This window comes from Coleofasciculus sp. (genome assembly GCF_046565525.1).
Lineage (GTDB): Bacteria > Cyanobacteriota > Cyanobacteriia > Cyanobacteriales > Coleofasciculaceae > Coleofasciculus.
In genome coordinates, this window is record NZ_JBKHUP010000006.1 from 1 (window position 1) to 21,507 (window position 21,507).

The 21,507-nt window shown below is 45.6% G+C and carries 16 protein-coding genes; 3 read left to right on the forward strand and 13 right to left on the reverse strand.

Features of this window, described 5'->3' with window-relative positions:
- The 4 genes from ACLGGO_RS03070 to ACLGGO_RS03085 form a co-directional block, all read right to left on the reverse strand.
- Window positions 1-4,807, reverse strand: a 4,807-nt coding sequence (locus ACLGGO_RS03070) for a tetratricopeptide repeat protein (protein ID WP_446418233.1), incomplete at its 3' end; no start/stop codon positions are given.
- Between the two features lie 253 nt (window positions 4,808-5,060).
- Entirely contained in the window at window positions 5,061-5,507 is a 447-nt protein-coding gene (locus ACLGGO_RS03075) for a type II toxin-antitoxin system VapC family toxin (RefSeq protein WP_446418234.1), read from the reverse strand.
- Entirely contained in the window at window positions 5,495-5,746 is a 252-nt protein-coding gene (locus ACLGGO_RS03080; protein WP_446418235.1) for a hypothetical protein, read from the reverse strand. Before ACLGGO_RS03080 ends, ACLGGO_RS03075 begins: the two co-directional genes overlap by 13 nt.
- A gap of 141 nt (window positions 5,747-5,887) precedes the next feature.
- The gene (locus tag ACLGGO_RS03085; RefSeq protein ID WP_446418236.1) at window positions 5,888-7,189 is read right to left on the reverse strand and encodes a P-loop NTPase fold protein; all 1,302 of its coding nucleotides are present in this window, start codon (window positions 7,187-7,189) and stop codon (window positions 5,888-5,890) included.
- 231 nt (window positions 7,190-7,420) lie between these two features.
- Here ACLGGO_RS03085 and aroA point away from each other — a divergent pair, with 231 nt between their 5' ends.
- The 3 genes from aroA (at window position 7,421) to ACLGGO_RS03100 (ending at window position 10,328) form a co-directional block, all read left to right on the forward strand.
- Complete coding sequence (gene aroA / locus ACLGGO_RS03090) at window positions 7,421-8,791, forward strand: 3-phosphoshikimate 1-carboxyvinyltransferase (protein WP_446418237.1); 1,371 nt, start codon at window positions 7,421-7,423, stop codon at window positions 8,789-8,791.
- A 92-nt stretch (window positions 8,792-8,883) separates the two neighbouring features.
- On the forward strand, window positions 8,884-9,264 hold the full coding sequence (locus ACLGGO_RS03095; protein ID WP_446418238.1) for a hypothetical protein: 381 nt from the start codon (window positions 8,884-8,886) through the stop codon (window positions 9,262-9,264).
- Between the two features lie 488 nt (window positions 9,265-9,752).
- Window positions 9,753-10,328: a hypothetical protein gene (locus ACLGGO_RS03100; RefSeq protein ID WP_446338660.1), complete on the forward strand. Its 576-nt coding sequence runs from the start codon at window positions 9,753-9,755 to the stop codon at window positions 10,326-10,328.
- A 73-nt stretch (window positions 10,329-10,401) separates the two neighbouring features.
- Here ACLGGO_RS03100 and ACLGGO_RS03105 read toward each other — a convergent pair whose 3' ends face one another.
- The 9 genes from ACLGGO_RS03105 to ACLGGO_RS03145 all read right to left on the reverse strand — a co-directional run bounded on the left by ACLGGO_RS03105 (window position 10,402) and on the right by ACLGGO_RS03145 (window position 21,190).
- Complete coding sequence (locus ACLGGO_RS03105) at window positions 10,402-13,266, reverse strand: GAF domain-containing protein (RefSeq protein ID WP_446418294.1); 2,865 nt, start codon at window positions 13,264-13,266, stop codon at window positions 10,402-10,404.
- 368 nt (window positions 13,267-13,634) lie between these two features.
- The gene (locus ACLGGO_RS03110) at window positions 13,635-14,579 is read right to left on the reverse strand and encodes a glutathione S-transferase family protein (protein WP_446338659.1); all 945 of its coding nucleotides are present in this window, start codon (window positions 14,577-14,579) and stop codon (window positions 13,635-13,637) included.
- A gap of 138 nt (window positions 14,580-14,717) precedes the next feature.
- On the reverse strand, window positions 14,718-15,011 hold the full coding sequence (gatC, locus tag ACLGGO_RS03115; protein WP_446338658.1) for an Asp-tRNA(Asn)/Glu-tRNA(Gln) amidotransferase subunit GatC: 294 nt from the start codon (window positions 15,009-15,011) through the stop codon (window positions 14,718-14,720).
- 68 nt (window positions 15,012-15,079) lie between these two features.
- A complete protein-coding gene (locus tag ACLGGO_RS03120; RefSeq protein ID WP_446338657.1) occupies window positions 15,080-15,601 on the reverse strand; it encodes a photosystem I assembly protein Ycf3 in 522 nt (173 codons plus the stop codon).
- Window positions 15,602-15,787: 186 nt separating this feature from the next.
- Window positions 15,788-16,621 (reverse strand): pentapeptide repeat-containing protein, encoded by an 834-nt coding sequence (locus tag ACLGGO_RS03125; RefSeq protein ID WP_446338656.1) that lies wholly within the window; start codon window positions 16,619-16,621, stop codon window positions 15,788-15,790.
- Between the two features lie 31 nt (window positions 16,622-16,652).
- Window positions 16,653-18,272, reverse strand: a complete 1,620-nt coding sequence (lnt, locus tag ACLGGO_RS03130) for an apolipoprotein N-acyltransferase (protein WP_446418239.1) — start codon at window positions 18,270-18,272, stop codon at window positions 16,653-16,655.
- Window positions 18,273-18,692: 420 nt separating this feature from the next.
- Window positions 18,693-19,064: a hypothetical protein gene (locus ACLGGO_RS03135; RefSeq protein ID WP_446338654.1), complete on the reverse strand. Its 372-nt coding sequence runs from the start codon at window positions 19,062-19,064 to the stop codon at window positions 18,693-18,695.
- A 105-nt stretch (window positions 19,065-19,169) separates the two neighbouring features.
- Entirely contained in the window at window positions 19,170-19,922 is a 753-nt protein-coding gene (locus tag ACLGGO_RS03140) for a hypothetical protein (RefSeq protein WP_446418240.1), read from the reverse strand.
- A gap of 26 nt (window positions 19,923-19,948) precedes the next feature.
- Complete coding sequence (locus ACLGGO_RS03145; protein ID WP_446418241.1) at window positions 19,949-21,190, reverse strand: RNA-guided endonuclease InsQ/TnpB family protein; 1,242 nt, start codon at window positions 21,188-21,190, stop codon at window positions 19,949-19,951.
- Window positions 21,191-21,507: the final 317 nt, after the last annotated feature.

The window sequence follows — 21,507 nt, forward strand, 5'->3', positions numbered from 1 at the left end:
CTAAACACTTTTGTTGACACTCTATAGATTTTTCATACTGTCCCCTGTTTCGATAGCAATCACCTAGCCAGTACCACGAATCAGCGACATCCTTCTGCTTGTCTAAATGTTCATAAAGTTCAAGGCTTTGTTGGTGATGTGCGATCGCATCGTCATATTTGCCCCATTCCTGGTAGATTCTACCCAATTGATAGTAGGCATCAGCGATATTGAATTGGTCATCTAGCTGCTGGCGAATGGCTAAACACTTTTGTTGACACTCTATAGATTTTTCATACTGTCCCCTGTTTCGATAGCAATCACCTAGCCAGTACCACAGATTAGCAACAGCCTGCTGTTTGTCTAATTGCTCATAGAGTGAAAGGCTTTGTTGGTGATGTGCGATCGCCTCCTCATATTTGCCCCAATTGTGATAAATATAACCAAGCTGAAAGTAGGCTAAAGCGATAAGGGGTTGGTCATCTAGCTGCTGGCGAATGGTTAAACACTTTTGTTGACACTCAATCGCTTTCTCATATTGTCCCCAAGCTCGATAGCAATCAGCTAGGTTGTACCACAGAGTAGCGACATCCTGCTGTTTGTCTAAATGCTCATAGAGTTCAATGCTTTGTTGGAAATGTGCGATCGCCTCCTCATATTTTCCCCAATCCTGATATATTCTACCTAACTGATTGTACGCATTAGCGCTATCTGATGGGTCATCTAACTGCTGGCGAATCGCTAAATCCTTTTGTTCACACTCTATGGCTTTTTCATACTGTCCCCAGTCTCGATAGCAAGCGGCTAGACAGTACCACGAATCAGCCACATCCTTCTGTTTGTCTAATTCCTCATAGAGTTCAAGGCTTTGTTGGTGATGTGCGATCGCATCGTCATATTTGCCCCATTCCTGATAGATTCTACCCAATTGATAGTAGGCATTAGCGATATTGGGTTGGTCATCTAGCTGCTGGCGAATGGCTAAATCTTTTAGTTCACACTCTATCGCTTTCTCATATTGTCCCCAAGCTCTATAGCAATCAGCTAGGTTGTACCACATATCAGCGACATTCTGCTGTTTGTCTAATTGCTCCAAGAGTTCAATGCTTTGTTGGTGATGTGCGATCGCGTCCTCATATTTCCCCCAATCCTGATAGATTCTACCCAATTGATAGTAGGCTAAAGCGATTCTGGGTTGGTCATCTAGCTGCTGGCGAATGGCTAAATCCTTTTGTTCACACTCTATGGCTTTTTCATACTGTCCCCAGTTTCGATAGCAATCAGCTAGCCAGTACCACTGATTAGCGACATTCTTCTGTTTGTCTAATTGCTCATGGATTTCAAGGCTTTGTTGGTAATGTGCGATCGCATCTTTATATTTGCCCCAATCCTGATAGATTCTACCCAACTGATAGTAGGCTAAAGCGATACGGGGTTGGTCATCTAGCTGCTGGCGAATGGCTAAACATTTTTGTTGACACTCTATGGCTTTCTCATATTGTCCCCAGTCTCGATAGCAATCAGATAGCCAGTACCACTGATTAGCTACATTCTGCTGTTTATCCAACTGCTCATAGCGTGAAAGGCTTTGTTGGTGATAATCTATTGCTTGTTCATATTTTTTCCAATCTTGATAGGTTCTTCCTATGTGATAAAGAGCGAGTGATTCATCTTTAGGCTTGCCAACCTCTCTAGCTATCGCTAACATTTGCTCAAAGCAGTCAATTGCCTGTTCATATTTTTCATGTAATCGGTAACAAATACCCCAATTTCTCCAGAAAATCATCAAAGCGGTTGGCTCGATATATGGCTCCAGCTTTTCAAAACAGGCTTGATAAGCATCAATTGCTTGGTCAAACTTATTCACTTCCTGATAAGCAGCAGCCAGTGACCAATCGATATAAGCTTGAATCACGCTGTTATTTGGCTCAGTTATCTCTTCTAAAAGAGGAATGGCTTTTTTATAATCATCGCTTCGCAGGTAAGACATCCCGGTGAGAAAGGTTAATCCCATTAACCCACTACTCTGATTTTGTCGCGTTACCTCTAACGCCGAAGTCATTTCTTCCCCTAATTCTTCCACTAAATATTTAATTGAACAAAACAACGTCGGTTCTAACTGATTAACAATCTCTGTCACACAATCAACCAATTCCGCACCCGATTCACCACAAGCCACATATAAAATAGCCGACTGTGCTTTCACTCGTTGTTCCGCTATTTCTTGAGCCTCCTCAACCGCTTGACGCAAATAACGGATCACTTCTCCTTTCTGATTAAATCGTTCAATTTGTCGCAGCAATCTCAATACCTGTTTAATCGTTTCATTCTCAAACTCCTCATCCAATCCCAAATAGGTCACACCTAACTTCTCAATCACCTTTGACCGAATCCGGCTATTCACCTCCACTTCAGCCACAACCTGACCCGCAAATAGCAATTCCTTCAATATCGATGCAGATTCACGCGAGAAAATTGTCCCATCTTCCGCCAAAACTGACCACCGTAAAATCGGCTTACTTGATGAACTATTTTTAACCTGAATTTCTCCCTCTCCCAGAACAGGTTGATACTCGTCCAACCCCTTAAACAACCGTTCCACTAAATGCTTTACCTGCTTAGGACTATGAATTCCCAAATACCCCAACGCCAATAAAATCGGTTCTTGCCAACGTGCATCATCCTGGTGTTTCTGGATAATCTCCAGAATCTCACTCACGTCATTATCGGCAATATACCGCGCTGTCAAATACTCCTCAAAAGTTAAATGCATAAACCCATAAACATTGGGCGCACGTTCTACAAATAACCCCGTCGTTTCCCGTACCCGCCGCAAAAACTCCTGTACGGCTTTTTTCACACTATCCGCTTCCGCATCTTCATCATTTAACGCTGCCAATTTTTCCCCTAACTGCGCTTCCGCTTCCGCTTGAGTAATTAACCCCGATGGTTTCTCCTCATGCATCCAATACGCCAGAGGTGCTAATAGTTCAATTACCTCACTTTCCCGCAGCACTACCTGCGGCGCATCGGGTAAATTCTTACTCAATTGCCAATCTTCAATCAACGTTTTCACCGCCAACGCATACAGTTCCACCCGCCGATTCGGGAGGCGCGACCCATTGCGATGAATTAATGCCAAAATGGTTAATAATAGGGGATTTCCGGTGAGGCGTTTGACCCCTTCATTCTCTTGAATTGCCTCCAACAGTTCCTCGGCTTCTTTCTCCGCGTCTCGTCGCCAAACCTCCTCCGTTTCATCGGGTTTCTGGGCTTTTTCAATCGCCAAACACCAGCAACCCAGGAATCGCTCTACCTGATCAAATTCCATCTGAGTAATCGTAAACTGGGTAAAGCGACTGTCTAATTTCACATCCTGATAGCCAGCAATCCGGCTGGTAATCACATATTTGTTATCAGGATAATCGGTAACAAACGCCTCTATTTGTTTAACAATCTGCTGACGGCTAGTCTGATTAAATACCTCATCCAAACCATCCAGCAGCACCAAGCATTCACCCTGACGCATCTTTTCACACAGCAGTGTAGAGACGCGCCATGGCGCGTCTCTACATTCATCGTTCACATCCCGAACATCCGCTTCCCACTGCTGATAAAATTCTTCCAGAAACGCCAACCAACTCAACTCTGGCTGTTTCACCAACCGTTCCGCATAATCCGCAACTCGTAAAAACACCGGGAAACGAGTATCCCCCAATACCTCCCCAGCTCCCCCAGCTCCCCCAGCTCCCCCAGCTTCCCCAGCTCCCCCAGCTTCCCCAGCTCCCCCAGCTTCCCCAGCTCCCCCAGCTTCCCCAGCTCCCCCATCCACCAAAACCTCCACCTTCCCATCCCGTTGCGCCATGGCAAAATGCAGCGCTAGATATCGCAAAAGTGTGGTTTTTCCCGCCCCCGGATCACCTAAAATCACACTATAGTTACACTTCCCCACCGCCTCCGCCAAATCTACCTTATGTGTCACCGTCTTCGTCGTCATTTCCGACGGCGCAAACTCCATACCTAACCCCCCAGCCTTGGAATTTAAAGCCTTCTTAAGAGCAGGAGAGAGGTTTGGAGAGAGGTTTTCCAGATCCCGTGAAACGTAAGCCTTGTTACCTGGTTCGTCAATCTCGGCGTACCTTTGTGTTTCAAAACCTAACTTACTCCCCCCCTTAAACTCCGTCACCTGCTGCTGACGTTCCGCCTGTAGGGACACATAAACTTGATCCAAAAAAATATCCACTTGGCGCTGAACTTGCATCACGCCACTCATTTTCAGATAGGAATTCTCCGCAATTAAACTCTCTAAATAGGGATAAAGTAGCAGGTTCAACGGCGGACGAGTGGTAAACTTAACCACCTTTTCCCGCCAATCCCAAAAATCCGGCGCATAACCGCGAAACGCCTCTAAGAAATCCCGCTTATTCAGCCAAAATATCAGGACAATCTCCCGTGAAAACAGCGCCTCTCGCCCCAGATTCAATCGTTTCAGTTCCTTCAGTATCCGGGGGCGAGGTAATTGTTCAATCCCAAACGCCATGATGACTGGACGTTTGGATTCGTCTTTTGCGTCTGGGTTAATGGGGATTCTCTTTTCTAAAGCGTAGAGAAACGCAATCAGCGACTCTTGACTATAAAAGAAGTTTTCAATCTGAAATTCATCGGGGTTGAGGACGGATTTTAATTGTTCGATGACGGGATGATTGGGGGCGCTTTCGGGGGCGATGGCAAAGATAATGGTTGTCCCGTCGGATAATTCTAGGGTGGTGGCTAAATCGTCTAAGGTTTCCTGGTCAGGTTGATTTAGGTGGTTTGTGTCGATTGCCATGGTCAATCCATCCTGATGCTTAGTCTAATTGTAGATGATTTTGTTAGTAGTAGGCACTTTAGTGCCTTAAAATGCTTTATTTGCCAGCACTAAAGTGCTGACTACGAACAGGTTCATAACATTTCAGGATGTTGGTGGGTTACGGCGGACATCTAATTAAATGGTTATTTCCTAAATTTAACACCGCCTAACCCACCCTAAAATCAATTTAATTTAACCTTAAGTTTGAGGGTTTTAATCATTTAGATATGTCTCATAATGTTAATACCTCATCTAGAATTAAGATGGGCAAACCAGGTACTGTCCGCAGACGCTGATCATTCGTGAGAAACTGACTACATCCTAAAATCATTGCGGTAGCTGCATGAATAGCATCTGGTGTTCTCAGTGAGGTTGTTCCTCCGCGAAGTTGGGCGGCTTCTCGAATGATGGTTCGATTAATTGGAATTAATTGAATCCCTGACCACAGGAGCAACTGATCATAAGTATTAATCAAATTCGTATTTCCTTGCCTAAATGGGACGACTAGCGATTCCATGAGAGTAAGTTCGCTAGTTATCAGTTCAATTTGACCAGATTGAAACTTTTGCCATAGGGGTTGAAGCAGTTGCCAATACGTTGGATTGACCTCAATCGTATAAATCACGATTACTGTGTCAATGTATATCTTGGCAAAATCTGGTAAATTTAGCTGTCCCATGAATCTCTTTCAGCCTGGATATCACGATTAATTTCTTGAGCTGTTCTAGACGGATGTTGGCTTCGAGCTTGTTCAATCCATTCCAGAACATTTTGACGCATTAGCTTGGGTGGATTGGGTATAATAACAATTACCTCAACGGTTTGTCCTACTGCCTTGGAAACTGCATCTGATGGTAAAGTTATTTCAATTTTATTTCCGGGTAAAACCTTGGTTTTAATCCTTAACGCTGATTGCATTAATTAGTCTCCTTGTAAAGGTTTATGTTTGTATGTACCAGGATGTTGGTGGGTTACGGCGGATATTAATTAAATGGTTATTTCCTAAGTTTAACACCGCCTAACCCACCCTACGAATGATTACAAATGGCAAATGACGAATCATCCTTGAGTCGCTTGCCATCGCTGTAAGTCTTCAATCAATATCGGATTTACATCAAACCAAGGATTCTGATTTTTATCATAATAGCCTAAAACAAATTTATTTTGCAGGAGTTCATCGCTAATCACAAATTCTCCTTTATTCGGCAATGTATGGGTTTTTGTGGTTAATCGTCCAGTTCGGTGAATCGCGGCTAATTCCGTAAACTGATAATCACTAATGGTATACGCTTGTCGTTCTTCTTTTACCGCTTGTTCAGCTACGGCTTGATCCACAGAGGTGGCTTTCTGTTTCACCGCTACTTGACAGGCTGTCCGCCCTAAACGAATTAAATCTCGCATCACTCCCCCACTTTTTTCACACAAGAGTTCTAAGGCTTCTGGGGTAAACAAGTCTTGGGTATTATAATGGGTTAATCGCGCTAATCGCTTTTCAATCACTTGTTTCAATATCTGTCGCCCCATCTGATCCGGCTGGGTTGTGGGACATAAATTGGCGTCACATTCAAATACGGGGATATTCGCCAAGTCTAAACAGTCTTGGAACCGCTGCATGGGTTGGCGAAAACTGGGAGAATACCGCAGGGAAATGGGTATAGTGTAGATGATATGACAATTGAGTTCTGTCAGCAGGGGACTGGCAAACATTTCTAAGGCGGTCATCTGATCATGACGATCTAATCCATCGACAATAACTAATAGTTTTTGCTTTCTATCGTTTTCTGCGGATTGAATAATTGCATTGACTTTAGCGATAATTTCACTTAACAGTGGGCGAATATTTAAGCTTCTCGTCATTTCTCGCGTTAGCCCTAATTTTAAGGTCATGCCCATTTTGGTCAGCAGATCGGGTAGGGCTAATCCTTCAACGGAATTAGTTTTATCTTGATAAATAACGGTTTTGAGACTGTCTTCTAAGGCTTTGAGTAAACGGTCATCTTTGCGTGACCACCACCCGGGTTTAATCGCTTGACGACAAATTTCTTGACCAATTAAGACCACGACTTCGGCATAACCAATATTATAACGGTCAAGGGCGGTGGCGGTGTCAATCCAGATTACGGTATAGTTATCAGCTAAACAATGTTCAACGCGATGTAATTCTGTGGTTTTACCGCTACCTGTGTGACCCGATAGTAAAAATTTGGCGGGGTCATCTTCCATTTCCAATGCGTTGACTAAATGCTCAACGGGACTATCCGATCGCGAAACGTAAAAATCCCGAATATCTTCAGGCTTTTCCAGGGGTTCTTCAGGTTTAAACAGTTGATAAACGGGTTTCCAAAATTTGGGATTAGTCATTGGTCATTTGTTCATTGTTGATTGTTAATGGTTCTGCTGAGAAAATTCTTCTCTCCCCCATCTCCTCTGGAATTGGGCGAAGCATTCGCGTTGAAACTTGGGTAGAAAACCGATAGAGATGGGCGCGAATGCTTCGCCCCTACGAATGTATTTCTTCCTCCGCCCCCATTACCCCGATACAATTATCTTTGATACAATTCTAAGTCCCCCCTGTTAAACCCCTCCATACCTATGCCCGTTACGGTTGTCACCCTGAAGCAAATCGAAACTCAACTCGATTTAATTATCACCCGCCCGCCATCGGGATTGTTCCTGAAAGGAAATCTACAGGTTCCCGGTGATAAATCTATCTCCCACCGCGCTTTAATGTTGGGTGCGATCGCGCAAGGGGAAACCCGCATCCAGGGACTCCTACTGGGGGATGATCCCCGCAGTACCGCCGTTTGTTTCCAAGCTATGGGTGCAAACATCTCTGTACTCAACGCCGCAGCGGTTATCGTTAAGGGCGTGGGTGTGGGAGAATTACAAGAACCTCTGGATATCTTAAATGCGGGTAACTCTGGGACTACCCTGCGGCTGATGCTGGGACTTTTAGCCTCTCACCCCGGACGCTTTTTTACTGTAACCGGAGATAAATCCTTGCGATCGCGCCCCATGTCTCGTGTGGTGCAACCCTTGCAACAAATGGGTGCCCAAATCTGGGGGCGTGGGAATGGTTCATTAGCCCCCCTAGCAATTCAGGGACAACGCCTCAAGCCGATTCACTATCATTCCCCCATCGCTTCTGCCCAAGTTAAATCCTGTATTCTATTAGCGGGGTTAATGGTAGAAGGGGAGACAACGGTAACAGAACCCGCCCTGTCTCGTGACCACAGCGAACGGATGCTTAAGGCGTTTGGTGCTAAGATTACCGTTGACCCAGACACCCACAGTGCTACAGTCACGGGTCCGGCGCAACTCCAGGGACAAACGGTGATTGTTCCCGGCGATATTAGTTCCGCTGCGTTTTGGTTAGTCGCTGGGGCGATTGTTCCAGATTCTGACTTATTGATTGAAAATATTGGTGTTAACCCCACCCGCACGGGTATCTTAGACGCCCTGGCGATGATGAATGCGGATATCCAGTTGGAGAATCAACGGGTAGTGGCGGGAGAACCGGTTGCTGATATCCGAGTTCGCTATAGTCACCTCAACGCTTGTGAAATCGCTGGGGATTTAATTCCCCGTTTAATTGATGAGATTCCCATTTTGGCAGTTGCGGCTGTTTTCGCCCAGGGAACCACCGTAATTCGGGACGCCGCAGAACTTCGGGTTAAAGAAAGCGATCGCCTCGCGGTTATGGCGTCTCAGTTAAACCGGATGGGCGCAAAGATTACCGAACTCCCCGATGGGTTAGAAATCACTGGAAACACCCCCCTAACTGGTACAGAGGTTGACAGTCATACCGATCACCGGATCACCATGAGTCTTGCGATCGCGGCTCTCAACGCCCAAGGTATTACCACCATCCACGGTGCAGAAGCCGCAACCATTTCCTATCCCGACTTTACCACCACATTACAACGTCTGTGCAATAGGGGCAGTGCGGAGCAACTTGTTTAAATCTTGGCACAGACTAAGCCAGTGAAGCGAGGTTTTTATTAAATTTAATTAACTTCGCATTTACTAATTTTTTAGCTCCCCAAGCATTTTCCTTGAATTTCATCATTGGCACGCCTAATGATGATGTTGCCATCGTTGGCACCAATGAACCCGATCAAATTTTCGCCCTCGACGGCAATGATGGCATCTTTAGTCTTGATGGCGACGATACAGTCTTTGGCGGCGGTGGCGTTGACGTCATTATTGGTGGTGGCGGTAATGCTGACTTTGCCTTGATCACTGACTTTACTCTGGGTCAAGACACAATCCAACTGGCTTCGGATACCTTGTTTAATGATCTGGAGTTTGGTTTCTCTAGTGGTTTCCTCCCACCAGGGGCGACGATTTCTTTCCAAGGCGACCTAATTGCGATTATTCAATCCTCCGTTTCACCTTCTGCCCTTAACAACCCTGTACACTTCGTTAACGCCTAGAAAATGAAGCGGTTGGAAACGCTGAGCTTGACGGTTACCGAAAACCCCACAGAGACAATCTCTCTCAACTAAGTTCTCAGACACTTCCCAGACTCTCATCCTCGGTTTCCGTAGACTCGAACGCCCCATCCTAGCTCCTGACTAGGGTGGGATTTCGTTATAGCAGGACAGATTCTATTTAATTTATTGACACTATACTGGTTTTGTGGATGAGAGTCAGGTGGCAGATGAAATTCCCTATTCTCACGTTGACCAAATCGGTGGTCTAGCAGGTAAGCTGAAGGCAGTCTCAGAATGGGCTGAGCTGGGATTAGTCTAATTCTCCAACATTCCTCAGTCAGGTGGGAGAGCAAGATCACCAATTTTTTGGCGGAGGCGCTATATTATAAACTCTTGCATTCTACGCCACTATCCTTATGAACTATACTTTGGCACAATTGGTCAAATAACTCCCCTAGAATAGTTTTTTTACTAAAAACGTTGGACTTATGCGCCAAAATAACCAGACATTGCGTTTGCAACTGAACCACTACCGCTCCTATATTGCCATTTCCTGCGAGGATATGGAAGTTGGGTTTTGTACGCCAGAATTTGCGGCGAAGATGGTGGAAATCTTTAATGAGTACGAACGACTCCATGAAGAAAATGAAATGTTAAACAAAGCCTTAAAATTAGCCTGTATCGATTTGCTTAAACAAGCTGGGATTAGCATAAATCATCTCGACCGGCGCATCCAGGATTATCTGGACAGAGCTAAACGTCCGGAACATGGAACTCGTGCTATCGCTTTTTTACTGCGGGAAAGACAGCAAGCCCTCGATATTAGTAATCGAGAATTTGTTCGGTTTTGTGCCTCTTACAAATTAGCGCCGCAACAACTTAAAGATATATTCCAAGGTAAAGATATTCCGGATAGCCAGCTTAAGTCATTATCCCGAATTTTAGGAAAATCCATGGAAGAGCTAATCGAAGTACGGGATGGATTCAGTGATAGCGAACTCAATCGATTGGCACGCATCTTGGGAACGTCTAATGAAGATTTAGCTCAGGTATTTAGCAGTTAGAAATTGTTCATTGTTCAGTTTGTTATTGGTCACTCAAAACAGACGCGCCATGGCACGTCTGGTACAAACTCAATCAACGAATAATACCTGGAAGCACAACACCCACTTGATTGTTAAAAATTTCCATGTCCCGTTGATCATTTTCATCAAAACTGGCTTTAAAGTACTCAGGAACTTGGGGCCAATTGGATGGATCATACTCCGTCGTATCCTCACCATGACGTTTGTTCACGAGTTGGGTAACGGCAAGTAACTCACCATCACAACTTAAAACAGGCATACATAACAGACTGCATGTCCGATAATGGGTTTTGGCGTCTGTTCTGCGGGCGATATCAGAATCGGGGTGATCGTAGAGGTCAAAGGGAATGTTTAACGGTTGACCGGTTTGGGCAACTTTCCCAGCAAACCCTTCTCCTAAAGGTACTCGCGTTTCCATTAATGATCCATCGGCTTGGGGAATTTTTGTCCATAATTCCTGAGTTTGGTAATCAATTAACCAAAGGGTGGTGCGATCAGCATGGGTCAGTTGTTTTGCCGCTTGCATCACCGTTTGGATGATTTCTTCGGCATTTCCGCCACTACTGCTACTAACTAAACTAATCGCTTGATAGAGGGGATCGATCGCCTTGCGTTGTTCCTGAATATTGCGGATTTCCCGGTGAAATGCTTGGAACCCTTGCAGAATGGGTAACGTGGATGTCATACGTTCCTGCAATTTCTGGGCATCGGCTTGGGTAAAGCCATTGATTTCGATTTGTTCGGATAACGTCCCTCCCGGTTCATAGGTAAATATGAATTTGTTAAATGACCGAATAATAGCCATCACTTTCCCTTTCGAGTCTACAACCGGGAATAACAACAGGTTTTCGATGTGTTTGATCGCGTCAGGTTCTAAGCCAATATGGATTAACAGATCATTCAGTTTCTTGGGGTTTTTGCTGGCTTTGACTGAACGAGACTCAACAATTTTACTGGCGATTCCTAGGGTGGCGGACACCCGAATCTCTTGAGCATTTAGGGTTCTGGAGTTCCAGACTAATGACCAAAAGATGCTTTGTTCGGCATCCATTAGGAAAATCGTGGTTTGTTCGGCACCCAAGAGTTTGTTGATCGAGTTAGTGACAAAGCTCAACGTATAATACAGCGCATTGTAGAGCGCTTCATCACTCTGATCGGCAACGGAATTACTGAGAATTGCCAGGGTGTTATAAACGGATTCTTTTGGCTCAATTTGAGCAAGCTGTTTTAGTGTCTCATGGGTCTTGACAAATTGCAGGATTACGCCCACTCGTTCGTTAAAGACTTGCATGGACTGGCGGTCATTTTTATCAAAACTCGCTTTAAAGTAACTGGGAACGTGGGGCCACTCGTCTTTGTTATACTCTGGATGATCTCCGGGTTTGCGCTTGTTAATCAGTTGGGTTACGCCCAATAATTCCCCATCTGGACTAACAACGGGCATACAGAGGAGGCTACAGGTACGGTAGCGGGTTTGTTCATCCGTTTTTTTGGCATTTTCCGCACTGGGATGATCGTAGAGGTCGAAGGGGATAATCATCGGTTGGCGGGTTTGCGCCACTTGACCCGCAAAGCCCACCCCAATATCACAGCGCACCTCTCCTTTCCCTGGAAGTTCCGTCCATAAGTCTCCGCGATCGCGATCCACTAACCACAAGGTACTGCGATCGGCGTTCAGCAGCTTCTTGGCGGTATTCATTACCCGCTGCAAAATGGCTTTGGTATCTAAGTTAATCTGATCGAGCGATCGCGTGGCTTCCGCTAACGCTGCTGTCGCCCGCAGCTTTTTCATGACCTTATAACAGGATTGGCAACTTTCCAGAATTCGCCGCACTGGAACCACACATTTTGCCAACCGTTCTAAGTCTAAGGTGGTGAATCCTTTGGGTCGCTTGTCAGATTGCTCATCGGTGGGTAATTTATTCAGTAGCTGAATGACCGCAATCACTTCTTGGCTTTCACTTAAAATGGGAAATGCCAAGATGTTTTCAGTGCGGTAACTATATTTTTTGTCAAATTCTTTAACCAGGGCGGCGCGTGGATCATCATAAACATTGTCGGGAATATGGATCACCTTTTTCGTCTGAGCCACCTGACCGGCAATCCCTTCCCCGACTCGCACTTGAATATCCAGGAATTCCCCTTCTTCATTCTCCGCCACTAATGACCAGAGTTCTGTCTTCTCGTCATTCAGTAAGAAAATGGTGGCGCGATCAGCACCGAGTAATTCGCCGACTTTAGAGGTGACATCGCGCAGCACCTCATAAAGGGCTTGCGCCGAACCTTCATCCTCGGATTCCGTATCGGCTTTTGATAAGATTTCCACTTGGGAAACCAGGAGTTTTCGTTCTAATTCTGCTAAGGCTTTGAGAAATTCCGAGTCCCCTGGTTCTAAATCCGCTTGGATGGTTTTTAAAGCCTGATTGACCCATTCTTGGTTAAAGACTGATTCATAGATGCGATTGTGAATCCTAACTTTCCCTTGATGCTTGAGGATTAACCCCATCATCCGCAGTTCCTTCTGTTCGGAACTGTCATTAGCGATCGCTTCTCCTTGTTGGAGGATTCGCTGATACACCAGCAACAGCTTATGACTGCGGTGTTTGCGTCTGAGCAAGCGATCGCGGATCGTCTGCAAATGCATCAGTTCCGGTTGCTGCTCCCAATTCTCGATCCAGCGCGATCGCACTAAGTTTTCCACCCATTGCGCTTCTGCTCCTTTCGACGGTGCATCAGGTGCTTGAGCGATCAATCGACAAAGCTGCTGGGTGAGGAAGGGTTGTCCTCCTGTCCATTTCAACACCTCCACCAGCAATCGTTTATAGTTTTGTGATTTAGCTTTTAATCCTCTGGCGATTTGTAATCCGCTACTGGCACTTTCTGGATAATGGGACTGTTCCGATAAATTAGAAATCATAGTGCAACCTGGTGTAAACGCCTTGGCAGCTTGCCTTCTCTCGCTAGTCGGGTGGTGATTGGGGATCAGGAGCCGTGAGTAATCCATTGGGACTATCTCAGATGCTACCTCACCTATGGCTTAAATTAGACTCTACCGATCTCAATATCGTAAGACAAATAGTATTGACAATACTACTAAATTATGTATGCTCCTGAATATATTTCACCCTATCGGTGAAAATTTGTGAAGATGAGGGAGATGGGGGAACACAGGCGCTGCTTGAAGCTGGGGGAGTTGACTCAACACTCAGTCAGGGCGGGCGCGAGTTAAGTTAACGGTTTGCTTCTGAATGGTATCTGTAAAACCCGCCCCTACACACTCAACACTTACCCCATCACCCAATCAATTACTGGCCCTTTGGGTACAATGCGAGTCGGGTTAATGTGGGGATGGCTTTTGTAATAGTGTTGCTTGATCTGGTCAAGGTTACAGGTATCACTAACACCCGGTTGCTCATAGAGATCTTTGAGATAATTTCCCAGATGGGGATAATCGCTAATTCGGCGTAAGTTGCACTTAAAATGCACGTAGTAAACAGGGTCAAAGCGAAACAGGGAGGTGAACATGCACCAATCGGCTTCCGTTATGCGATCGCCACACAGATAAGGTTGCTGGGATAGAACGGCTTCCCAATAGTCTAGTTCTTCAAAAAGTTCTGTTACCGCCTCGTCATAAGCCGTCTGAGTCGTGGCGAACCCAGCACGGTATACACCATTGTTGATCGGTTGGTAAATTCTGTCAATCGCGCGATCGATTTCTGCTTGCAGATGATCGGGATAGAAGCTAACCTGAGATTTCGCGATCGCCTCAAACTCAGTATCGAACATGCGGATAATCTCACGGGATTCATTATTCGCGATCGTATTCTTTTGTTTATCCCAAAGCACAGGGACTGTCACTCGTCCGGTACAGTTCGGGTCAGCTTTTAGATACACTTGTCGCAAATAACGAGACCCATGAACCGTATCCGGGATACAACCGGGAGCATCAGAAAATTCCCATCCGTCCTCATCCATAAACGGGTCAACAATTGAGAGGCTAATTGCCTCCTCCAAACCCTTTAATTTCCGCATAATCAGCGTGCGGTGCGCCCACGGACAAGCGAGAGACACATAGAGATGGTAGCGTCCCGACTCAGCTTTAAACCCTGTAGAACCATCCGCACTCACCCAGTTATGAAACTTGGTCGGATTTCGCATAAATCGCCCCTGAGGGTCTTGCTGGTAAGGTTCCTTTGTCCATTGTCCATTCACCAGCATTCCAGTTGCCATATTTTCTCCCTATTTCAACGCTTTGTTAATTATCCCAAATTTATGTTATTCAATTCTCTATTTCATCTTGTCATCCTTCGCCCTTGGTTATTCTCAAAAAAAACGGCACATAACCAAAGACGAAGGACAAATTCAGCGTTACTCTTCCGTACTGAGGATTTGCGGCACTTTAAAAAAGTCCCCATCTTGGTCAGGAGCTTCTGCCAATAAAGCATCCCGCTCCGGATATCGTTGAAGTTGGTCAGGTCGGGTCACATTACTCACATCAATAGCTCTAGTCGTTGGCGGAACATTTTCTGTATCCAATTCACTAAGCTGTTGAAAGTAATCCAAAATGCTATTAAGCTGCGGCAAAAATTGATCTTCTTCTTCAGAAGTCAATTCCAAACGCGCCAGATTAGCGACTTTGCGAACTTGTTCTAGGTCAATCATGATTGTTGATTGTTAATTTTTGATTCTTCCCTAGTCAATGACCAAGGACAAATGACAAATGACGATCACTAAAAATAGATATCAATAGCTGAACGTCCGCTAGTTTTTAGCCAATTTTGGGCTTCCAAGTAGTTATTAGGAGCCAGACGAATCGCTCGTTTCCAATACTCGGCGGCTTGCTCAAACAACTTTTCTGCGGCTTCATCATTTCCTGCTTCCTTCTGCTTCTCACCTTGGAAGTGGTAAATGACAGCAACATTATTCAGCGCTTGGGGGAGACGGGGATTAGAGTCGAGGGCTTGATGGTAGTACTCTAATGCTGTCTCATGCTCACCGTTGCTGGTATAAATTAACGCCATGTTGTATAGAATCAAGCCGCGGTCATAGGAATCTTCTTCTAACTCCAACGCTTGCTTGTAGTTATCCAAAGCTTCGGCATATTCGCCATCTCCCTGAGCAGACATACCATCTCGGTAATAGACAAATGCTTCTTTCGCTCTCTTGTTGGTTGGCAAAACCTTAAGAATTAGATCTGCCATTACCGTGAAGGTTTTATCAACAAAGTTATCGTTACGCTGTGTTCGTGGCATAGTAGCTTCCCAATTATCCCGGTTGTCAATCATCGTAGCGTGTCTGGGATGCACTCGATCAGACATTGGGGAAGAGGTGATTATTGAATCGGGGACACGTCGCTTTGATACAAGGGCGCAGGTCGGTGCGCCCCTACGGTTTGCGGGCGTACAGCAGAAATAACTGAACAGCTAATACCTCCCCTATCAATGAATCGTCCCCTCGGGCAGAATTGTCCCTTGGAGACTAGCACCCTCTAGGTTACAATCATCTAAATTTGCCCCTGTCAGATTCGCTTTGTCAAGATGGGTACCTTCCAATCTAGCGCCTTTGAGGTTAGCGGCTTGGAGATTTGCTGCTGTGAGATTCGCCCATCTCAAATCTGTTCCTTCTAAATCGGCGGCGCTGAGGTTTACCCCAAACAGATAAGCACTACCCAAATGAGCCTGACTCAGGTTAGCCTTTTCCAAGTCAGCTTGGTAGAGGTAAGCACCAATCAATTCGGCTTCATGGAGGTTAGCATGACTCAAATTAGCCCGGTTAAGATGGGCATGAATCAAGCTGGCTTCACTGAGATTGCTGCGTCTCAAATTGGCTTCATTGAGCATTGCGCCTTTCAGGTTTGCCTCTCTCAAGTCTGTGCCAATCAGATTAGCATGACTCAGATTAACGTTCATCAACTTAGCGCTTCTGAGATCAGCGCCGATTAAGTTAGCATGGCTTAGATCAGCATAACTGAGTTCCGCTTGCATCAAATGAGCGCTGACTAAGGAAGCTTCGATGAGATTAGCGTCAATCAGATTAGCCAGACTCAGATAAGCAAGGCTCAGGTTGGCTTTTGTTAGGTTGGCGGTGATTAGATTCGCCGACTCTAACTGCGCCCCTTTCAGGTTAACGTGCTTCAGGTTAGCGCCTCTGAGGTTAGCGCCTTCTAGGTTAGCCTCGCTCAAATCGGGTTCTATGGTTTGATGTTGATTTCTCCATTTAATCCAGCCAACTGCACCTTGTTGAAGTAATCTCAGATGCTCTAAATTTGCCATTCGCGTCTCCCGCTTTACCGTTCACTCTTGTCTATTGGTGAAGATTCAAGCGACTCACGATAAACGCCACAATCGCCAATCCTAATAATGTCGGAGTTAACCAATTTCCCCAGCGCACGTAAAGCGTCTGGGTTTGTCGCCGATATATTGTCGCCGCGTGAATCTGGTATGTATTAATCCCAGAAAGCCATAAGGTTCTCCCATGAGGATCTACAATGCCAGAATAGCCCGTATTCGTCGCCCGTACTGCCCACCGGTCTGTTTCAATGGCTCGCATCACATCTTGGGCGTGATGTTGGGCGGGCATGGTTTCACTATAATGAGCATTATTTGAGGCACTGAGAATAAACTCACCCTCCCTGGCGGCTTGATGGCGGAAATGATAGGCAAAGGCTGACTCATAACAAATCCCCGCGATCGCACGACCAAAAGGTGTGGCAAACTGTTGGTTGGGTTTACCTGCGGCTAAATGGGCATCTAAGGGGGAAAGTCGATCAATTAAACCGCCGAATAGTTCCTCAAAGGGAATATATTCTCCTAAAGGTACAAGAATAACTTTGTTATAGCGACTGATGGTTTCACCCGTACCTGTAATCGTAAATAAGCTATTGGTAAGGCTATCCCCTTTTTCACCAAAAGCCCCCAGCCAAACCAGTACACCTTTTTCTAAAATAGCTTGTTTTAAACGGTCGAGTTTGTATTGATAAAACGGAACGGGTGAGCGAAATTGATTATCCTGTTCATCCCAGATAAATGGCAAAGCTGTTTCGGGTGTCAAAACTGCCTCAACTCCTTGATCAGCTAAGGCGTTGTAACCGTTGGTATAATTTTCAATTGCCCGACTCAAACCATCTCGGTAGAGTTTAATTGTGTTCGGAATATTCCCTTGAATAATGCCAACCTTGAAGGCGGCTTGAGTCGGTTGAATCAGAGGGCGACTGTAGAGTCCAAATCCAATCAGATGGAAACCGATGAGGAGTCCTAAGGCTAGCATAAGTTTCTGCTTTGCGTTAGAATCAGTAACTCGTTTGGTTCGATTTGAGAAATAACTAATCCCAGCTTCGGCGATTAACCCATTTACAGCAACAACGGCTGCAGTTACCGTAAACGGACCTGAAATCTGACCTAGATGCAAAATCCATAAATTATGGGGACTCTGGGTATAAGCCAGGGATGTCCAGTTGAGATCGCCTAAGGTCCAGAAGGCTTCTAAGCCACACCAGAGGGCAATTCCCACCAAGACGCGAGTGAGGGTTTTAAATTTTGCACCTTGACGATTCAACATTGAATTGAACGCCGTCATCCCCACCGCCCACAGCACCACAAGCACCGTCCCCCAGAGGGTAATAAACGCCCAGCAAAAAAGCGCGATCGCTAAACTGGCTAACCAGGGTACTCCCATCCAATCCATGGGATGAACACCTGTAATCCAAAATAGGGCTAAGCCTTGATAGCCAATCCCCCAGCAGAAACCAGATAAAGCCGTCTGGCGCAGGCTTTGACGGGTTACGACTAAGAACCATAAAGGCATCAAAGCAATCCACGCCAAAGACCATGCTTCTACAGGGGATGGGGTTAATCCCATGAGGATACCACCCAACAGGGATAACAAGAAAGGAGATGCTCGCCAAAGTTGCTTAGGAATTTGCATAGTAAGGATTGTGGTACTCAGGGTAATCTGTCACCCAATTAAGTCCTATTAAACATTCTGCCTTAATCTAGCCGTTAGCAGTTTTCAATGATTGGCAAAATTGTCTTTTCCTGTTCCCTGTTCTCTGTTCCCTCTGACTGAAGAGAATGGGCTAGCACTATTGAGAATTTATGAACACTTCTCACCGTACTAGCCCAGATTGCTTGTTTTTGTTGGAGATGTTACTTGATTGTGTTCTGTTTTTAACGGCTATGACATCGGCAATAGTTATCAAATAATTTTGCGCTACTTTGCGGATGTCATTTGAGAAGAATCGGATCTAAACACCATAAGATCCATGATGCCTTTTTTGGCGTTTTAGGATATGGGGTTCCATTTAAAATTAGATACACCCATCCCAACACTATAACGAGTTGCAAATTATTCACTGAGCGGCACTTGTAACTTGAGTCTTTGAACATCCCCCTCTTCACCCACAGCCGGAAATAGGTCAAGGGGATCGCCAGAGTTGAGGGTATCTCCGACTACAATTCGTAGGCGATCGTTGATGGCAAAGCCTGAATCTGTAGAATTCACTCCCGCTTCATCTGGAGCAATGGGCGAGTTGGTATTGAAGAAAGAGCGGTAATCATTGGATAAACTGCGACGTTCTACAGTCCGTAGGGATTCACCAGATAACGTAACTGAATTTTCATTAGAACTAAACGGCGCGTCAGACTGAGCTTGGGTAAGGGGGGCTAAGCCAAAGACCGCAGCGGTGATACCTAAAACAATAAGTGTGTGGCGTCTCATGAGCGCTCTCCCTGATTCTATAGTGTTGGAAACTTGCTACTGTTGAGACCAATCATACTTTTTAGCATAGCAAGAATTGCCCTTGGCTAATCAATCGAGTTTCAGCTACTGACCTCTGTCTTGATCATCAAATTCAAATCCCCAGTCTTCATCCTCATCCTCAGGTTCCTCTTGTGGTGGGGGTTGACGATAGGGTGGGGTAATCACTCGATAGTTAGCATCATACACTCCATCAGCTCTGCCAATCCCCGACTTAGACTTATTTGATTCTCGGTAACTGTAGGAATAAACAGAGTCGGGTTGAGATGGGCGGCTGGGTTCTTGAGTGGCTTCGTAACCCCTACTTGGGCGCTCTGTTTCCTCTGATACCTCTTCCTCCTGCTCACTCTCAAACTCATCCCAGTCAAACTCGTCATCTGTGGATGTTGCAGGTTCTCCTTCAAAGTTCCATTCTGGAGCAATAGATTGATCCCAATCCGAACCTGAAGCAGAGGACGAGGGTTCTGGAGGTGGTGGTTCTGGAGGTGGCGGGGGAGGTGGAATTTCCGGTTCAGAGTTCTCCGGTTCAGGTTCCTCCTGCTCAAACTCGGCTTCCTTTCGCCAGCGATTTTGAGGCGATGCTTGGGCGACGCGCTCAAACCTCTGAACCCTCCTGGGTCGAAAACTGAGCAATTGTAAGACTAAACTGGTGAGTATGCCGAGTGCGATCGCCAGTCCTATCCATACCGTCAGAGGCAATGCAACGGTTTGCATTCCCAAAAACATGACAGACAAGACGGGGGCTGACAAATTTGACAAAACAAATATAGCCAGTCCGCCTCCAACCACGCATAAGAGTACAATTCGATTGACAGGCATGATCACTCACAGTTATAGATCCAGCGTTACCTGCTACATAAAACTAATACAATTCCCGACATAACCGGACATTGATGTTTACTTACTGCTTCTACCAGGGCTGTCGGCAGCGTCCTGTCCACAGTCGTTAAGTTCCGGGCCCAGCCGCCCGTACTTTTTCTTTTGGTGCCTTTTCGCTTGTTAACTGCCGCGTTGAAATCCCGGCACTTAACAGCACCGCACCCAAGACAGTGAAATACCCTATCGCTCAATTTCATCGGTTGTATGTGTCCACAGTCTGAACACATCTTCGATGAAGGAAACCATCGGTCTACCAATTCAACCACTGTGCCAAACATCGATTGTTTGTAGGTGAGTTGACGCCGAAATTCATAAAACCCTAAATTGCCAATCGCATCGGCTAACTTTGAATTAGCCATCATCCCGGACACATTTAAATCTTCTATCCGAATGTGATGATAGTTTCGACTGATAGAAGTGGTTAACTTCTGTAGGAAATCACGTCGAATATTGGTAATTCGGTTATGCAATCGGGCAACTCGTTTGTAGAACTTCTTGGCGTTATTGGAAGCGGGTATTCCCTGTTTAGAATTTCCTAGTTGTTTATGGCGGTTACGCCATTGTATTTTCGCTAGCTTGATTTTCGCTTGCTTTATCGATTCGGGTGCTTCTACTGTTGTCCCATCACTGAATGTGGCAAAGGTTTTCACTCCCAAGTCGATACCAACTTTCTCTACAGCCTGAGAGCTAACAGGTCGTTTATCAGCCCGGATAGCAAAGGACACATACCATTTAGAGGCAACACGAGACAGTGTAAACGTCTGCGTCGCACAGGTAAAGGGTACGGGTTCAGCTAACCTAAACGTCCCTAGGGTCGGGATTTTTATCCTCCGACCTGACCACACTGTTACTGGTCCGTTGGATGAATCCACTGTGAATGACGCTTGAGCTTTTTTGCGCTTGAATTTCGGGAAGTCTCCCAACCCTTTAAAAAAGCGAGTCAAGGCGTTTTTCAGGGCAATCAAGGCGTTTTGATAAACACGAGAGGAGAGCTGATTCATCCAAGCGAACTCGGGCTTCGTCTTTGTGAAGTTGGTGAGAACTTTACGGATTGCCGAAATCTTCTTAGTCACACCTCCCTTGATATCCATCACCTGCTGGTATAGCGCCAGTCCATAGTTATAGACAAACCGGGAAAAGCCTGCGTGTTGCGCCATCAAGGTTTGTTCAATGTTATTGAGTTTTAGTTCCAGCTTGATGGCATACATAGTAGGTAGAACCTAAGGGTGGCAACCCCAGTCCATTGACTCTCTCTGAAATCATGTTAATTTATTTTGGCAACAAAGAGCGAGTGCTTCAAAAAATGTCATATAATGTCGGAAAATGTCAGTAAAATTATTGTCCTAGGTCATCCTCTAACTTACCGCTTTCTTTGCATCTGATCCCTCATCCTGAGTGGGGTGTGGAGTTTAGGATGTGGGGTTTAGGGTTTACAGCAGTAGCTCAAATACCGAGTTTTACCGATAATTGACCTGTACACGGATGAGATCATCGCGTCCGTGGTAGGTTCCTCATGTATTAGCGC